The organism is Streptococcus oralis subsp. dentisani, assembly GCF_002096335.1.
Taxonomy (GTDB): domain Bacteria; phylum Bacillota; class Bacilli; order Lactobacillales; family Streptococcaceae; genus Streptococcus; species Streptococcus oralis_Z.
The window spans coordinates 31,450-47,282 of record NZ_NCUW01000028.1 but is presented as its reverse complement, the minus strand read 5'-3'; the positions used below and the strand labels follow the sequence as shown (position 1 = coordinate 47,282).

The 15,833-nt window shown below is 44.1% G+C and carries 15 protein-coding genes; 12 read left to right on the top strand and 3 right to left on the bottom strand.

Going from position 1 to position 15,833, the window contains the following annotated elements; translation table 11 throughout:
- Window positions 1-80: 80 nt before the first annotated feature.
- From mvk to tig, 9 genes are all read left to right on the top strand, one after another.
- On the top strand, window positions 81-959 hold the full coding sequence (gene mvk, locus B7709_RS03915; protein WP_084971811.1) for a mevalonate kinase: 879 nt from the start codon (window positions 81-83) through the stop codon (window positions 957-959).
- Entirely contained in the window at window positions 941-1,894 is a 954-nt protein-coding gene (gene mvaD / locus B7709_RS03910) for a diphosphomevalonate decarboxylase (RefSeq protein WP_084971810.1), read from the top strand. The genes mvk and mvaD overlap by 19 nt, the downstream gene beginning before the upstream one ends.
- Entirely contained in the window at window positions 1,881-2,888 is a 1,008-nt protein-coding gene (locus B7709_RS03905; RefSeq protein ID WP_084971809.1) for a phosphomevalonate kinase, read from the top strand. Before mvaD ends, B7709_RS03905 begins: the two co-directional genes overlap by 14 nt.
- Window positions 2,872-3,882, top strand: a complete 1,011-nt coding sequence (gene fni / locus B7709_RS03900) for a type 2 isopentenyl-diphosphate Delta-isomerase (RefSeq protein ID WP_084971808.1) — start codon at window positions 2,872-2,874, stop codon at window positions 3,880-3,882. The genes B7709_RS03905 and fni overlap by 17 nt, the downstream gene beginning before the upstream one ends.
- Window positions 3,883-3,958: 76 nt before the next feature.
- On the top strand, window positions 3,959-4,657 hold the full coding sequence (gene liaF / locus B7709_RS03895; RefSeq protein ID WP_084971807.1) for a cell wall-active antibiotics response protein LiaF: 699 nt from the start codon (window positions 3,959-3,961) through the stop codon (window positions 4,655-4,657).
- Window positions 4,654-5,652, top strand: coding sequence for an envelope stress sensor histidine kinase LiaS (locus B7709_RS03890; protein WP_084971806.1), 999 nt, complete (start codon window positions 4,654-4,656; stop codon window positions 5,650-5,652). The genes liaF and B7709_RS03890 overlap by 4 nt, the downstream gene beginning before the upstream one ends.
- 10 nt (window positions 5,653-5,662) lie before the next feature.
- Window positions 5,663-6,295 carry a response regulator transcription factor gene (locus tag B7709_RS03885; protein WP_084971805.1) on the top strand — a complete coding sequence of 211 codons (633 nt, stop codon included), beginning with the start codon at window positions 5,663-5,665 and terminating at the stop codon, window positions 6,293-6,295.
- Window positions 6,296-6,952 carry a DNA alkylation repair protein gene (locus B7709_RS03880; protein WP_084971804.1) on the top strand — a complete coding sequence of 219 codons (657 nt, stop codon included), beginning with the start codon at window positions 6,296-6,298 and terminating at the stop codon, window positions 6,950-6,952.
- Window positions 6,953-7,044: 92 nt separating this feature from the next.
- Window positions 7,045-8,328, top strand: a complete 1,284-nt coding sequence (gene tig / locus B7709_RS03875; RefSeq protein WP_084971803.1) for a trigger factor — start codon at window positions 7,045-7,047, stop codon at window positions 8,326-8,328.
- Between the two features lie 47 nt (window positions 8,329-8,375).
- On the opposite strand, the gene recD2 is transcribed toward tig, so the two are convergent.
- The 3 genes from recD2 to rnhC form a co-directional block, all read right to left on the bottom strand.
- A complete protein-coding gene (recD2, locus tag B7709_RS03870; RefSeq protein ID WP_084971802.1) occupies window positions 8,376-10,742 on the bottom strand; it encodes an SF1B family DNA helicase RecD2 in 2,367 nt (788 codons plus the stop codon).
- Window positions 10,743-10,891: 149 nt separating this feature from the next.
- The gene (gene lepB / locus B7709_RS03865) at window positions 10,892-11,506 is read right to left on the bottom strand and encodes a signal peptidase I (RefSeq protein ID WP_084971801.1); all 615 of its coding nucleotides are present in this window, start codon (window positions 11,504-11,506) and stop codon (window positions 10,892-10,894) included.
- 3 nt (window positions 11,507-11,509) lie between these two features.
- On the bottom strand, window positions 11,510-12,391 hold the full coding sequence (rnhC, locus tag B7709_RS03860) for a ribonuclease HIII (protein WP_084971800.1): 882 nt from the start codon (window positions 12,389-12,391) through the stop codon (window positions 11,510-11,512).
- 86 nt (window positions 12,392-12,477) lie between these two features.
- Between rnhC and zapA the strand changes: the two genes are divergently transcribed.
- The 3 genes from zapA to B7709_RS03845 all read left to right on the top strand — a co-directional run bounded on the left by zapA (window position 12,478) and on the right by B7709_RS03845 (window position 15,774).
- On the top strand, window positions 12,478-12,780 hold the full coding sequence (gene zapA / locus B7709_RS03855; protein ID WP_000002027.1) for a cell division protein ZapA: 303 nt from the start codon (window positions 12,478-12,480) through the stop codon (window positions 12,778-12,780).
- Window positions 12,777-13,325 carry a CvpA family protein gene (locus B7709_RS03850; RefSeq protein WP_084971799.1) on the top strand — a complete coding sequence of 183 codons (549 nt, stop codon included), beginning with the start codon at window positions 12,777-12,779 and terminating at the stop codon, window positions 13,323-13,325. Before zapA ends, B7709_RS03850 begins: the two co-directional genes overlap by 4 nt.
- A 112-nt stretch (window positions 13,326-13,437) precedes the next feature.
- Window positions 13,438-15,774, top strand: coding sequence for an endonuclease MutS2 (locus tag B7709_RS03845; RefSeq protein WP_084971798.1), 2,337 nt, complete (start codon window positions 13,438-13,440; stop codon window positions 15,772-15,774).
- The last annotated feature ends 59 nt before the right edge of the window (window positions 15,775-15,833 follow it).

Here is a 15,833-nt window from a genome sequence, read left to right as displayed (position 1 = left end):
TGTGAAAATATAATAAAATAGATAGGAGAAAATACTACTGTATGAAATGAGACGGTCTTTTCGTCTGGTTAAAGGAAAACATGACAAAAAAAGTTGGTGTCGGTCAGGCACATAGTAAGATTATTTTAATAGGGGAGCATGCGGTCGTCTACGGCTATCCTGCTATTTCCCTGCCTCTCTTAGAGGTGGAGGTGACTTGTAAGGTGGTCCCTACTGACAGTCCGTGGCGTCTCTATGAGGAGGATACCTTGTCCATGGCAGTGTATGCTTCACTGGAGTATTTAGAGATTAAAGAAGCCTGCATTCGCTGTGTGATTGACTCGGCTATCCCTGAAAAACGAGGTATGGGTTCGTCAGCGGCTATCAGCATAGCGGCCATTCGTGCGGTTTTTGACTACTATCAGGCAGAACTGTCTCATGATGTACTAGAAATCTTGGTCAATCGAGCTGAGATGATTGCCCATATGAATCCAAGTGGTTTGGATGCCAAGACCTGTCTTAGTAATCGACCGATTTGTTTTATCAAGAATGTCGGCTTTACAGAATTAAACATGGACTTATCAGCCTATCTGGTGATTGCAGATACAGGCGTTTACGGTCATACACGCGAAGCCATCCAAGTGGTTCAAAGCAAGGGCAAGGATGCTCTCCCGTTTTTGCATGCCTTGGGAGAATTGACCCAGCGGGCAGAAGATGCAATCAGACAAAAAGATGCTGAAAAACTGGGACAAATCTTCAGTCAGGCGCATTTACATCTAAAAGAAATTGGTGTCAGTAGCCCTGAGGCAGATTCCCTCGTTGAAACGGCTCTGAGTCAGGGAGCTTTGGGTGCCAAGATGAGTGGTGGTGGGCTAGGAGGCTGTATCATAGCCTTGGTAGCTACTCTAGATCAAGCACAAGAACTAGCAAAAGGATTAGAAGAGAAAGGAGCTGTTCAGACATGGATCGAAAGCCTGTAACAGTACGTTCCTACGCAAATATTGCCATCATCAAATACTGGGGAAAGAAAAAAGAAAAAGAAATGGTACCTGCTACTAGCAGTATTTCTCTAACTTTGGAAAATATGTACACAGAGACGACCTTGTCACCTCTACCGACGGCTGCGACGGCTGATGCCTTTTATATCAATGGTCAGCTCCAAAATGAGGCAGAGCATGCCAAGATGAGCAAAATCATCGACCGTTACCGTCCAGCAGGTGAGGGCTTTGTCCGTATCGATACCCAAAACAACATGCCGACTGCAGCAGGTTTGTCATCCAGTTCCAGTGGTTTGTCCGCCTTGGTCAAGGCTTGCAATGCTTATTTCCAGCTTGGTTTGGATCGGAGTCAGTTGGCGCAGGAGGCTAAGTTTGCCTCGGGCTCTTCCTCTCGGAGTTTTTATGGACCACTAGGTGCCTGGGACAAGGATAGCGGAGAAATTTATCCTGTAGAGACAGACTTGAAACTAGCTATGATTATGTTGGTGCTAGAAGACAAGAAAAAACCAATCTCCAGCCGAGATGGGATGAAACTCTGTGTGGAAACCTCGACGACCTTTGATGACTGGGTCCGACAATCTGAGAAGGATTATCAGGATATGCTAGTTTATCTCAAGGAGAATGACTTTGCCAAGGTTGGGGAATTGACTGAGAAAAACGCCCTTGCTATGCATGCTACAACCAAAACTGCATCACCAGCCTTTTCTTATCTGACCGATGCAAGCTATGAAGCTATGGACTTTGTTCGCCGGCTTCGTGAGCAAGGGGAAGCCTGCTACTTTACCATGGATGCTGGTCCCAATGTTAAGGTCCTCTGTCAGGAGAAAGACTTGGAGCATTTGTCAGAAATCTTCGGTCAACGTTATCGCTTGATTGTGTCGAAAACAAAGGATTTGAGTCAAGATGATTGCTGTTAAAACTTGCGGAAAACTCTATTGGGCGGGTGAGTATGCTATTTTAGAACCAGGGCAGTTGGCCTTAATAAAGGCCATTCCCATCTATATGAGGGGAGAGGTTGCCTTTTCTGACAGCTACCGTATCTATTCAGATATGTTTGATTTTGCAGTGGACTTGACGCCAAATCCTGCCTACAGTTTGATTCAAGAAACAATTGCTTTGATGAATGACTTCCTCGCTGATCGTGGTCAGACTTTGCGACCTTTTTCCCTAGAAATTCATGGCAAAATGGAACGAGAAGGGAAAAAGTTTGGTCTAGGCTCTAGTGGCAGCGTCGTTATTTTGGTTGTCAAGGCTCTGCTGGCTCTACATGATATTACGGTTGATCAGGAACTCTTATTCAAGCTGGCTAGCGCGGTCTTGCTCAAGCGAGGAGACAATGGTTCTATGGGAGACCTTGCCTGTATTGTGGCGGAGCATTTGGTTCTCTACCAGTCTTTTAATCGCCAGCAGGTGACTACTTGGTTGGAAGAAGAAAACTTGGCGACAGTTTTGGAGCGTGATTGGGGCTTTTCGATCTCACAAGTGCAACCAGCTCTAGAATGTGATTTCCTAGTGGGATGGACTAAGGAAGTGGCCGTATCAAGTGACATGGTCCAGCAAATCAAGCAAAACATAGACCAGAATTTTTTAACTTCCTCGAAAGCAACGGTGTCTGCTTTGGTAGAAGCCTTGAAGCAGGGGAACGTGGAAAAAATCATCGAGCAGGTGGAAACAGCCAGTCAGCTTTTAGAAGGGTTGAGTGCAGGTATTTACACTCCTTCGCTCAGACAGTTGAAAGAAGCCAGTCAAGATTTGCAGGCTGTTGCCAAGAGTAGTGGCGCTGGTGGTGGTGACTGTGGCGTTGCCTTGAGTTTTGATGAGCAATCAACTGAAACCTTAAAAAATCGCTGGGCCGATCTGGGGATTGAGCTCTTATACCAAGAAAGGATAGGACATGACGACAAATCGTAAGGACGAGCATATCCGCTATGCCCTTGAGCAGAAAAGTTCCTATAATAGCTTTGATGAGGTGGAGTTAATTCATTCTTCCCTGCCCCTTTATGACCTGAATGAGATTGATTTGTCTACAGAATTTGCAGGTCGAAAGTGGGACTTTCCTTTTTATATGAATGCCATGACAGGTGGGAGCGAAAAAGGTAAAGAAATCAATCAAAAGCTGGCTCAGGTGGCAGAAGCCTGTGGGGTTTTGTTTGTAACAGGGTCTTACAGCGCAGCCCTCAAGAATCCAACAGATGACTCTTTTTCTGTCAAATCTAGCCATCCAAAGCTCCTCCTTGGAACCAATATTGGATTGGACAAACCTGTTGAGTTAGGACTTCAGACTGTAGAAGAGATGAATCCTCTTCTCTTGCAAGTGCATGTCAATGTCATGCAGGAATTGCTCATGCCTGAGGGAGAAAGGAAGTTTAGAAGCTGGCAATCGCATCTAGCAGATTATAGCAAGCGTATCCCTGTTCCTCTTGTTTTAAAAGAAGTCGGTTTTGGGATGGATGTGAAGACCATCAGGAGAGCCTATGAACTGGGTGTTCGAACCTTTGACCTGTCGGGTCGTGGTGGGACTAGCTTTGCCTACATTGAAAACCGTCGCAGTGGGCAACGCGACTACCTCAATCAATGGGGACAATCCACCATGCAAGCCCTTCTCAATGCCCAAGGCTGGAAAGACAAGGTCGAACTTTTGGTTAGTGGAGGGGTTCGGAACCCGCTTGATATGATTAAGTGCTTGGTCTTTGGAGCCAAGGCTGTGGGATTGTCACGAACCATGTTAGAGCTAGTAGAAAATCACTCAGTCGAAGAGGTGATTGCGATTGTCCAAGGATGGAAAGAAGATCTGCGTTTGATCATGTGTGCCCTTAATTGTGCCACCATAGCTGATCTGCAAAAAGTAGACTATCTTCTCTATGGAAAATTAAAAGAGGCAAAGGATCAGATGAAAAAGGCGTAACCACCGCCTTTTTTCCATCCTCAGACCGAGGTGACTTTTTTGAATTGTGATAAAATAGAAAAGAGAGGATGCAGCTATGAAAAAATTTCAAATCTTTTTATTTATTGAAGCCTGTCTGTTGACGGGAGCTCTGATTTTGATGGTATCAGAGCATTTTTCGCGTTTTCTGCTGATTCTATTCCTCTTTTTGCTCTTGCTCCGCTATTATTCAGGTAAAGAGGGCAACAATGTCTTCCTCATTGCAGCGACCATTCTTTTCTTTTTCATCGTCATGCTCAATCCCTTTGTGATTTTAGCTATCTTTGTAGCGGTAATTTACAGTCTTTTTCTCCTTTATCCTATGATGAACCAAGAAAGGGAGGAGACGGATCTAGTCTTTGAAGAGGTGGTGACGGTTAAAAATGAAAAGAATCGCTGGTTTGGCAATCTCCATCATTTTTCTAGTCACCAGACCTGTCAGTTTGATGATATCAATCTCTTTCGCCTCATGGGTAAGGATACCATTCATCTAGAAAGAGTTATTCTAACCAATCATGACAATGTCATTATCCTTAGAAAGATGATTGGAACGACTAGGATTATCGTACCTGTAGATGTGGAAATCAGTCTCAGTGTCAACTGCCTCTATGGAGATTTAACTTTCCTCCATCAACCCAAGCGAGCCCTTCGTAATGAACACTATCATCAGGAAACCAGGGACTATCTCAAGAGTAACAAGAGTGTCAAAATTTTCCTAACCAGTATGATTGGAGATGTGGAGGTGGTCAGAGGATGAAAAAGCAATCGTATCTGTTAATCGGGCTGACTTCTCTCCTCTTTATCCTCTTTTTGACCAATAGTCTGCTTGATATTTTTGAACTAGACTGGCCCTATTTGTTACAAGATATCGAAAAAACTGAAAAGTTAATCTTCTTGATCTTTGTCTTTAGCCTTTCCATGACCTTCTTTTTTGTCCTCTTTTGGCGAGTGATAGAAGAAGTCTCTCGCAGAAAAATGCAGGTCAATCTCAAGCGCTTATTAGCAGGAAAAGAAGTGGTTCAGGTTGCAGATCCAGACTTGGATGCCAGTTTCAAGTCCTTGTCTGGCAAGCTCAATCTTTTGACAGAAGCTGTTCAAAAGGCTGAAAATCAAAGCCTAGCCAAGGAAGAAGTGATTATCGAGAAAGAACGGAAGCGGATAGCGCGTGATTTACATGATACAGTTAGTCAGGAGTTGTTTGCGGCCCATATGATTTTATCAGGTGTCAGTCAGCAGGCTTTGAAGCTTGATAGAGAAAAGATGCAGACCCAGTTGCAAAGTGTCGCAGCCATCCTCGAAACAGCCCAGAAGGATCTTCGGGTCTTGCTCCTGCATTTGCGACCAGTTGAGTTGGAAGACAAGAGTCTGGTTGAGGGGATTCAAATCCTCTTAAAAGAGCTTGAGGACAAGAGCGATCTCAAGGTTAGTCTCAAGCAAAATGTGACGAAATTGCCAAAGAAAATCGAGGAGCATATCTTCCGTATTTTGCAGGAGTTGATCAGCAATACCCTCCGCCATGCCCAGGCATCTTGTTTGGATGTCTATCTCTATCAGACAGATGTTGAATTGCAGCTAAAGGTAGTGGACAATGGGATTGGTTTCCAGTTGGGGAGCTTCGACGACTTGAGTTATGGACTGCGAAATATTAAGGAGCGGGTAGAGGATATGGCAGGGACTGTTCAACTCTTGACAGCACCTAAGCAAGGACTGGCGGTTGATATCCGTATTCCCCTGCTAGACAAGGAATCATAAAGGAGTAAAGATGAAAATTTTACTGGTAGATGACCATGAAATGGTCCGATTGGGCTTGAAAAGCTACTTTGACCTCCAAGACGATGTAGAAGTTGTGGGCGAGGCGGCCAACGGTGTTCAAGGGATTTCCTTGGCCTTGGAATTGCGCCCAGATGTGATTGTCATGGATATCGTCATGCCTGAGATGAATGGGATTGATGCAACCTTGTCTATCCTCAAAGAATGGCCTGAAGCCAAGATTTTGATTGTGACCTCTTATCTAGACAATGAAAAAATTATGCCTGTCTTAAATGCTGGGGCTAGGGGCTATATGCTCAAGACTTCTAGCGCAGACGAATTGCTCCATGCTGTTCGTAAGGTTGCTGCTGGAGAGCTGGCTATTGAACAAGAGGTCAGCAAGAAGGTCGAATACCACCGCAATCATATGGAACTTCATGAAGAACTGACTGCGCGTGAGCGAGACGTGCTCCAACTCATCGCCAAGGGTTACGAAAATCAACGCATCGCAGATGAACTTTTTATCTCTCTCAAGACGGTTAAGACCCATGTGTCTAATATCCTAGCTAAGCTTGAGGTCAGTGATCGCACCCAGGCTGCGGTTTATGCCTTTCAGCACCACTTGGTGGGGCAGGAGGACTTTTAGATGAGTCTTGTAGATATTCTTGAGGAGCTAGAAGCGGCAAAAGATCCGCATAAAGCAGGCCCCATGGAAGCCTATATGCGCCACCAATTTCCCTTTCTAGGCATTGCAGGTCCTGAAAGAAATGCACTTTATAAAAAATACTTTCCAAGTGCGAAAAAAATAAAGGTCATCGATTGGGATTTTGTAGACACTTGCTGGGAAAAGGATGCTAGAGAATACCAATATGTGGCTGCCAACTATTTGAAAGCCATGCAGTCTTATCTAACAGAGAGCGATTTGCCCAAGCTTGAGCATCTGGTCGTCACAAAATCTTGGTGGGATACGGTGGATATCCTAGATCGAGTAGTAGGAAATTTGGTATATGACAAGCCAGAACTGGGAGAAATCATCCTCCAATGGAGCCTATCAGATAATATCTGGCTGAGAAGAGTCGCCATTGACCACCAGTTGTTAAGAAAAGAGAAAACGGATGTTCATCTAATGGAAAAGATCCTGCTCAATAATCTGGATCAGACAGAATTTTTTATCAATAAAGCCATCGGTTGGGCTCTAAGAGACTACTCCAAAACCAATCCAGATTGGGTAGCAAGCTTCATCGAAAAAAACAAGGAAAGAATGGCTGAACTTAGTATCAAGGAGGCTAGCAAGTACCTTTAGCATCATTGAAAAGCGCGTTCATGACTTGAAAAAAGTCGCCCGTTTATGTTATAATAGACTGTATTTAAAAAATTTTAAGGAGAAATGACAGAATGTCTGTATCATTTGAAAACAAAGAAACAAACCGTGGTGTCTTGACTTTTACTATCTCTCAAGGCCAAATCAAACCAGAAGTGGATCGTGTCTTTAACTCAGTAAAGAAAACTCTTAACGTTCCAGGTTTCCGTAAAGGTCATCTTCCACGTCCTATCTTCGATAAAAAGTTTGGTGAAGAAACACTTTACCAAGATGTTTTGAACGCTCTTTTGCCAAACGCTTATGAAGCAGCTGTAAAAGAAGCTGGTCTTGAAGTGGTTGCGCAACCAAAAATTGACGTGACTTCAATGGAAAAAGGTCAAGACTGGGTCATCACTGCTGAAGTCGTGACAAAACCTGAAGTAAAATTGGGCGACTACAAAAACCTTGAAGTATCAGTAGATGTGGAAAAAGAAGTAACAGACGCTGATGTTGAAGAGCGTATCGAACGCGAACGCAACAACTTGGCTGAATTGGTTATCAAAGAAGGTGCTGCTGAAAATGGCGACACAGTTGTGATTGACTTCGTTGGTTCTATCGACGGTGTTGAGTTCGACGGTGGGAAAGGTGAAAACTTCTCACTTGGACTTGGATCAGGTCAATTCATCCCTGGTTTCGAAGACCAATTGGTAGGTCACTCAGCTGGCGAAACTGTTGATGTTATCGTAACATTCCCAGAAGACTACCAAGCAGAAGATCTTGCAGGTAAAGAAGCTAAATTCGTAACAACTATCCACGAAGTAAAAGCAAAAGAAGTTCCAGCTCTTGACGATGAACTTGCAAAAGACATTGACGAAGAAGTTGAAACACTTGCTGAATTGAAAGAAAAATACCGTAAGGAATTGGCTGCTGCAAAAGAAGAAGCATACAAAGATGCAGTAGAAGGTGCAGCAATTGATAAAGCTGTAGAAAACGCTGAAATCGTAGAACTTCCAGAGGAAATGATCCACGAAGAAGTTCACCGCTCAGTAAACGAATTCCTTGGAAACTTGCAACGTCAAGGTATCAACCCTGACATGTACTTCCAAATCACTGGAACTACTCAAGAAGACCTTCACAAACAATACGAAGCAGAGGCTGAGTCACGTACTAAGACTAACCTTGTTATCGAAGCAGTTGCCAAAGCTGAAGGATTTGACGCTACTGAAGAAGAAATCCAAAAAGAAATCGAACAATTGGCAGCAACTTACAACATGGAAGTTGCACAAGTTCAAAACTTGCTTTCAGCTGATATGTTGAAACATGATATCGCAATCAAAAAAGCTGTTGAATTGATCACAAGCACTGCAACAGTAAAATAATCTTAAAAGATAAAAAGCCCACCTAATCAGGTGGGCTTTCTGCTGCTCTATTTTCCAAAAATCTCTTTTAAGTCTGCATCTGTAATCCCAATCATGGCTGGGATGCTGTTCCAGTTTTCCTCGGTGAGGATGTAGGATAGAGGAGCTCCCTCTTGATTTGTTGTTTCAGTTGGGGCTGGGTTGGTTTGGTCAGCTGATTCAACCAAATCCTGAAAACGCTCAATCAGATAGGTCTTGCGAGCAGTTCCGATATGTTTGACTGCATAGTCAAAGGCCTGTAATTCGCCTAGTAAGATGAGCTTGCTCTTAGCCCGTGTAATAGCCGTATAGATGAGATTGCGTTCCAGCATGCGCTTGCTAGCACTAGTAATGGGCAGGATGACAACGGGGAACTCACTCCCCTGAGACTTATGGATACTCATGGCATAGGCTAGCCGAATCTTGTACCATTCATTTCTAGGGTAGATAACCTCATTGCCATCAAAATCAATGACAATCTCGTCTTGTTTGGACTCGGTGTATTTTCCAGGAATCAGGTCTGTGATGTAGCCTAGGTCTCCATTAAAGACATTGACTTCGGCATCGTTGACTAGGTGAATGACCTTGTCACCCTTGCGATAGAAGCATTGGGGAGCTTCAAAACTGAGTTGGTCTTTTTGTGGTGGATTGAGCAGGTCTTGCATGAGCTGATTGATGGCATCAATACCTGCAGTACCTCGATACATAGGCGCCAGCACCTGAATATCACGAGCCGAAATGCCACTTCTGAGGGCGGCACCGAGGATTTTCTCAATGGTTGCAGGGATATGGCTACTCATGATTTCAAAGTAGGAGCGGTCTGCCTTTTTCTGGGTAAAGTCAGCTGGCAAGATGCCTTGTCGAATCTGGCTAGCCAAGGTAACGATAGTTGATTCCTCGCTCTGGCGATAAATCCGTTCCAAGCGAGTCTGCGGAATCAAGGGTATCTGGAGCAGATCAGCTAAGACCTGTCCAGGACTGACAGAAGGCAACTGGTCGCTATCACCCACGATGAGGATTTTACTGTTAGAAGAGATGTTGGAGAAAAGTTGATTTGCTAGCCAAGTATCCACCATAGAAAACTCATCTACAATGATAAAATCAGCATCCAGATAATCTTCCAGATGGCTGGTATCATCGTCACCTGTCATTCCCAAATGACGGTGTATAGTAGCGCTAGGCAAACCTGTCAATTCATTCATGCGCCGAGCCGCTCGACCAGTTGGGGCAGCGAGAAGAATAGGTAAGTTGCTTTTTTTCTTGAGATCGAGTGCTTCAAGCAGGGCATAAACAGCGATAATCCCATTGATAACAGTCGTCTTACCTGTACCAGGACCACCTGTTAGGATAAAGACCTTGTTCTGGATGGCATCACAGATAGCTTGCTTTTGGATACTATCGTATTGGATACCTAGTTCTTCCTCAACACTAGCGATATGCTTTTGAATGGTTTCCAAATCTTGACTTTGTTTCTTTCCTTTTTCAAGGATACGAACCAAGTGACTGCGGATGCCTTCTTCAGCGAAAAAGAGGCTATTATCAAAGATTTTAGTGTCAATCTGCTGAACCTTGTCTTCTTCAATCAGGTAGGAGAGTTCCTGAGCAACTTGGCTGGGATCCAGTTCCACGGGACGGGAAGACTCGAGGAGAGTCAGGGTCTGTTCCAGTAAATCTCGAGCTTCCATATAGGTATCACCCGTATCCATACAGCCTTGAAAGAGACTGTGGACAAGACCTGCACGGAAGCGCTCAGGAGCTTGACTTTCAATACCTAGTTCAGCAGCTAATTGGTCAGCAATGGTAAAGCCCAAGCCCTTGATATCCTCAACCAGCTGGTAGGGATAATTCTCGACAATATCCAGCGTTTCATCCTTGTAAAAGTCTTGAATCTGAAAGGCTAGTTTATTAGGAATGCCGTAGTTGGCCAGTTTTGCCAAGACCATCTCTGTCCCATAGTTGAGACGGAGGGTGGAGACAAAAGCTTCACGGTTTTTGGCAGAGAGTCCAGCAATACTTTCCAGCTTTTCAGGATGCTCCAGAATTTCGTCTATGGTATTTTCGCCATACGTATCAACGATTTTCTGAGCTGTCTTGAGTCCAATTCCCTTAAAATGGCTACTCGAAAAGTACTTGACTAGGCCTTTGCTAGTGGGTTTTGCTCGCTCATAACGACTGATTTGTAGCTGTTCACCATACTTGGAATGCTGAACGATTTGTCCCCAAAAAGTGTACTCTTCGCCCTCAATCACGTCAGCCATGGTTCCTGTAACGATGATTTCAAAATCGTCAAAGTCCTCCGCATTGGTATCTTGGATATCTAGGAGGAGGATGCGATAAAAATTACTGACATTTTCAAAAATAATACGTTCAATGGTGCCTGAAAAATAAACTTCCATAGGTTTCCTTTTTGATAGAAAAAGAGCTGGGATAGAGCTCTCAGTTAGGCTTTTCTTGGATTTGGGGCTTGGTACAAGATATCGCCAAGTTGCAATCTAATCCTAAAAGGCTAACTCAAAAAGACTATCACAGCATCTGGTTGCTGGTTTTAAAAGATTCCGATACGGTTGAGTGGCCAGAAACGGAATTTGGCTTCCCCTTTGATTTGACTGGCCTTAAAGGTTCCAACATGGCGACTGTCGCTAGAAACCAAACGGTCATCTCCAAGGAGGAGGTATTCACCTTCAGGAACTGTAAAGCTGAAGCTGGTGTTGAAATTTACATCGACAGTAAAGGCCTGAGCCTTCTGAGCAAGGCTTCTAAAATAGATCCCCTTATCCCCTTCAAAGCCTTTCCCTGAATAAGTGCTCTGAAGTTTGTCGTTTTTAAACTGTTGGAGGTAGTCTGCTAGGTAAGGTTCGTCCGTTTCTTTATCGTTGATATAAAGTTTATCGTTTTCGTAGCGGATGGTATCTCCAGGCATACCGATGACCCTTTTGACAATGTCTTTATTTCCATCCTCTTCATGGGCAACAACGATGTCGAAGCGGTCAATTGGGAGGTGTTTAACAACGAAGAGAACTTCTCCGTCAGCTAGGGTAGGGTCCATAGAGTGTCCTTCCACACGGACATTGGTCCAGAGAAAGAGGCGACTGAGTCCCACTACTATAACGATGAGGAACGTAAGTCCCAACTCTTTTAGAAATGTTTTCAAATAATTCATAATTTACCTTTCTAGCAGTGCTTTAGCTTTTTCAGTATTTTTAAAATGCAGTTTGGCACAGAAGTTGAGACCTTTCATACCATAGGCTTGAAGGATTTTGCTAGCAACCTTATCAGAAGCGGTTCCTGCGCCACTTGGCAGTTGGTAGCCCAGTTCTCGTCCAAGATTTTCCAAGTTTTCCAAGAAGAGATCACGCGCGATGATGGAGCTAACTGCGACAGCCATATATTTTCCCTCGGCTTTCTCTTCCAAACTAACCTTGTTTGGGAAATGATTGGCTTCTTGCGTCAAGTACTTGTCATAGTTTTTAGGACTTGTAAAAGCATCAATCACGATTTTTTCTGGCTGGACTCCTTTTTGAAGCAGGAGAAAGATAGCTTGGTTGTGAAGGGCAACCTTTACAGAAACAGCATTGTAACGCTCTCCGATAACTTCATTATACTTGCTCGGTGAGAGGAGGAGCGCTTGATGTTGGATCTTTTCCTTGAGGATAGGGGCAATCTGACGAATCTTTTGGTTTGTCAGGGTTTTTGAATCCCCCACTCCGAGTTTTCTCAAGAAGTCATGCTGGTCTGGTGTCACAAAGGAAGCCACGACAGCTAGCCCACCAAAGTAGGAACCATTTCCCACCTCATCAGTCCCAATCATAGGAAAGTCTTGTCCGCTCTTTTCTTGTCGGACTTGATAGCCAAAGAAACTGGCGTATTGCTCAGCAGCTTCTCCCTGCAGGAGGACTTTTCCAGAAGTATAGATGGAAACCGTTGCCTGAGGCAGGCGCAAAAAGTAGCGGATATAAGGATTTTTACTAGGAGTGAGAGCCTTCTGATACTGACTTAAAAAGCTCTGAATTTCCTGTTCACTTGGTGTGAGTGTGATACTTGCCATAGTTTCTATTGTACCATAAAAGCAGGAGAATTGGTAAAAACTGACAAAGTTAGCGAAATTTGGTATAATATCGTGAGGTGAATTTTATGGCAAATCTAAATCGATATAAGTTTACATTCGGGAAAAAGACATTAACCTTAACAACCGAGCATGACAACCTCTTTATGGAGGAAATAGCCAAGGTTGCGACTGAAAAATACCAAGCAATTAAAGAACAAATGCCTGGGGCAGATGATGAAACGATTGCCCTCCTTTTAGCGATCAACAGCCTATCGACGCAGCTCAGTCGTGAGATTGAGTTTGACGATAAGGAGCAGGAGCTTAAAGACCTTCGAAATAAATTAGTGGCTGTCAAGCAAGAGCAGAGCAAGATTGAGGATTCCCTATGATTTCGATCCTTCTCTTACTGGTTCTAGCTTGGGGGTTTTACATCGGCTACCGTAGAGGTCTGGTGCTGCAAGTTTATTATTTCCTCGTGGCAGTGATTTCAGCCTTTGTTGCTGGGCAGTTTTATAAATCGCTGGGAGATCAATTTCACTTGCTTGTCCCTTATGCTAATCCTCAGGAAGGGCAGGGAACCTTTTTCTTCCCTTCAGACCAGCTTTTTCAGCTAGACAAGGTCTTTTATGCGGGTCTGGCCTACCTTCTAGTTTTCGGAATTTGTTACAGTATCGGACGTTTTATCGGTTTGTTCCTACACTTGATTCCAACTAAAAAGCTCGATGTCAAATGGTTTCGTATCGGAGCAGGCCTATTGTCTCTATTGGTGACCTTATTTGTCTTGCAAATGGCTTTGACCATTCTTGCAACGGTGCCTATGGCAGCTGTGCAAAATCCCCTTGAAAAGAGCGTGGTAGCCAAGCATATCATCCAAAGTGTTCCTTTTACGACAAACTTTATCAAACAACTCTGGGTTACAAATTTAATCGGATAAAAAGGGCGGGAGTTTTCCTAGCCCTTTGTTTACAGATTGGATGACTAGTATCAGGTAAAGTCAAAAACCTCTAGTTGCTACAATTTTGTAAACAAATACACAAGGAAAGAATATGAATACAAAAATACTAGAAACCTTAGAATTTAATAAAATCAAAGCCTTGTTTGAACCTCATATCCTGACCGAACAGGGACTAGAGGAGCTAAAAGGTTTGGTTCCGACTACCAAGGAGGATAAAATCAAACAGGCCTTTGCTGAAATGGAGGAAATGCAAGCCCTATTTGTGGAGCAGCCTCACTTTACCATCCTAGCGACACGTGAGATTTCAGCGGTTTGTAAGCGTCTGGAGATGGGGGCGGACCTCAATATCGAGGAGTTTCTACTCCTCAAACGGGTCTTGCTTGCTAGCAGAGAGTTACAAAGTTTTTATGCCAATCTTGAAAACGTACGCTTGGAACAGTTGGCGAGATGGTTTGAAAAACTACATGATTTTCCACACTTGCAAGGAAGTCTCCAAGCCCTAAATGACGCAGGTTTCATAGAAAATTTCGCCAGCGAAGAACTAGCACGCATCCGTCGGAAAATTCATGATAGCGAGAGTCAAGTTCGAGATGTCTTGCAAGACTTGCTCAAGCAAAAAGCTCAGATGTTGACGGAAGGGATTATCGCTAGCAGAAATGGCCGTCAAGTCTTACCTGTCAAGAATACCTATCGCAACAAGATTGCAGGTGTTGTCCACGACATCTCTGCCAGTGGAAATACGGTCTATATCGAGCCACGTGAGGTCGTGAAACTAAGCGAAGAAATCGCGAGTCTGCGAGCTGATGAGCGCTATGAGATGATTCGTATCCTGCAGGAGTTATCGGAACGGGTCCGTCCTCATGCTGCAGAGATTGCTAATGACGCTTGGATTATCGGGCACCTAGATTTGATTCGTGCCAAAGTGCGTTTCATTCAAGAAAGACAAGCAGTTGTTCCTCAACTTTCAGATAAGCAAGAGATTCAACTCCTTCATGTTCGCCATCCTTTGGTCAAAAATGCAGTGGCAAACGATGTACACTTTGGTAAGGAATTAACGGCTATTGTCATTACAGGTCCCAATACGGGTGGGAAGACCATCATGCTCAAAACTCTGGGCTTGACTCAACTTATGGCCCAGTCAGGCTTGCCCATTCTAGCTGATAGGGGGAGCCGTGTCGGTATTTTCGAGGAAATCTTCGCGGATATTGGGGATGAGCAGTCTATCGAACAAAGCTTATCTACTTTCTCCAGCCACATGACCAATATCGTAGATATTCTTGGCAAGGTCAACCAACATTCGCTCTTATTGCTAGATGAGCTCGGGGCTGGTACCGATCCACAGGAAGGTGCAGCTCTTGCCATGGCTATTCTGGAGGATCTTCGTCTGCGTCAGGTCAAGACCATGGCGACGACCCATTATCCAGAACTCAAGGCTTATGGTATTGAGACAGCCTTTGTGCAAAATGCCAGCATGGAGTTTGATACAGCTAGTCTGCGTCCGACCTATCGCTTTATGCAGGGAGTTCCTGGCAGAAGTAATGCCTTTGAAATTGCCAAACGCCTGGGCTTGTCAGATGTCATCGTGGGGGATGCTAGCCAGCAGGTCAACCAAGATAATGATGTCAACCGCATCATTGAACAATTGGAAGAACAAACGCTTGAAAGCCGTAAACGCTTGGATAATATCCGTGAGGTCGAGCAAGAAAACCTCAAGATGAATCGAGCGCTCAAAAAACTCTACAATGAGCTCAATCGTGAAAAGGAAACTGAGCTCAATAAGGCGCGTGAACAGGCTGCTGAGATTGTGGAACTCGCTCTAAGTGAGAGTGACCAGATTCTCAAGAATCTTCACAGTAAGTCTCAACTCAAACCCCACGAAATCATTGAGGCCAAGGCTGAGCTGAAAAAATTGGCTCCTGAAAAAGTCGACTTGTCTAAAAACAAGGTTCTGCAAAAAGCCAAGAAAAAACGAGCTCCGAAGGTGGGAGATGATATTGTGGTTCTCAGTTATGGTCAAAGAGGAACCTTGACCAATCAGCTCAAGGATGGCCGTTGGGAAGCCCAAGTTGGTTTGATCAAGATGACCTTGGAAGAGAAAGAATTTGATCTTGTTCAGGCTCAGCAAGAGGCCCTAGTCAAGAAAAAACAAGTCAATGTTGTCAAACGTGCATCTGGTCGTGGTCCACAGGCGAGACTAGATCTTCGTGGCAAACGGTACGAGGAAGCCATGAATGAGCTGGACGCCTTTATTGATCAAGCCCTGCTCAATAACATGGCACAAGTAGACATCATTCATGGTATCGGAACAGGAGTCATCCGCGAGGGTGTTACCAAATACCTACAAAGAAACAAGCATGTCAAGAGTTTTGGCTATGCCCCACAAAATGCTGGAGGCAGTGGCGCAACCATTGTGACTTTTAAAGGGTAGAAGGATTCCGTAATTTATAAAGTAAGGTTAAATCAAACAATAAATTATAACGAAAGTTC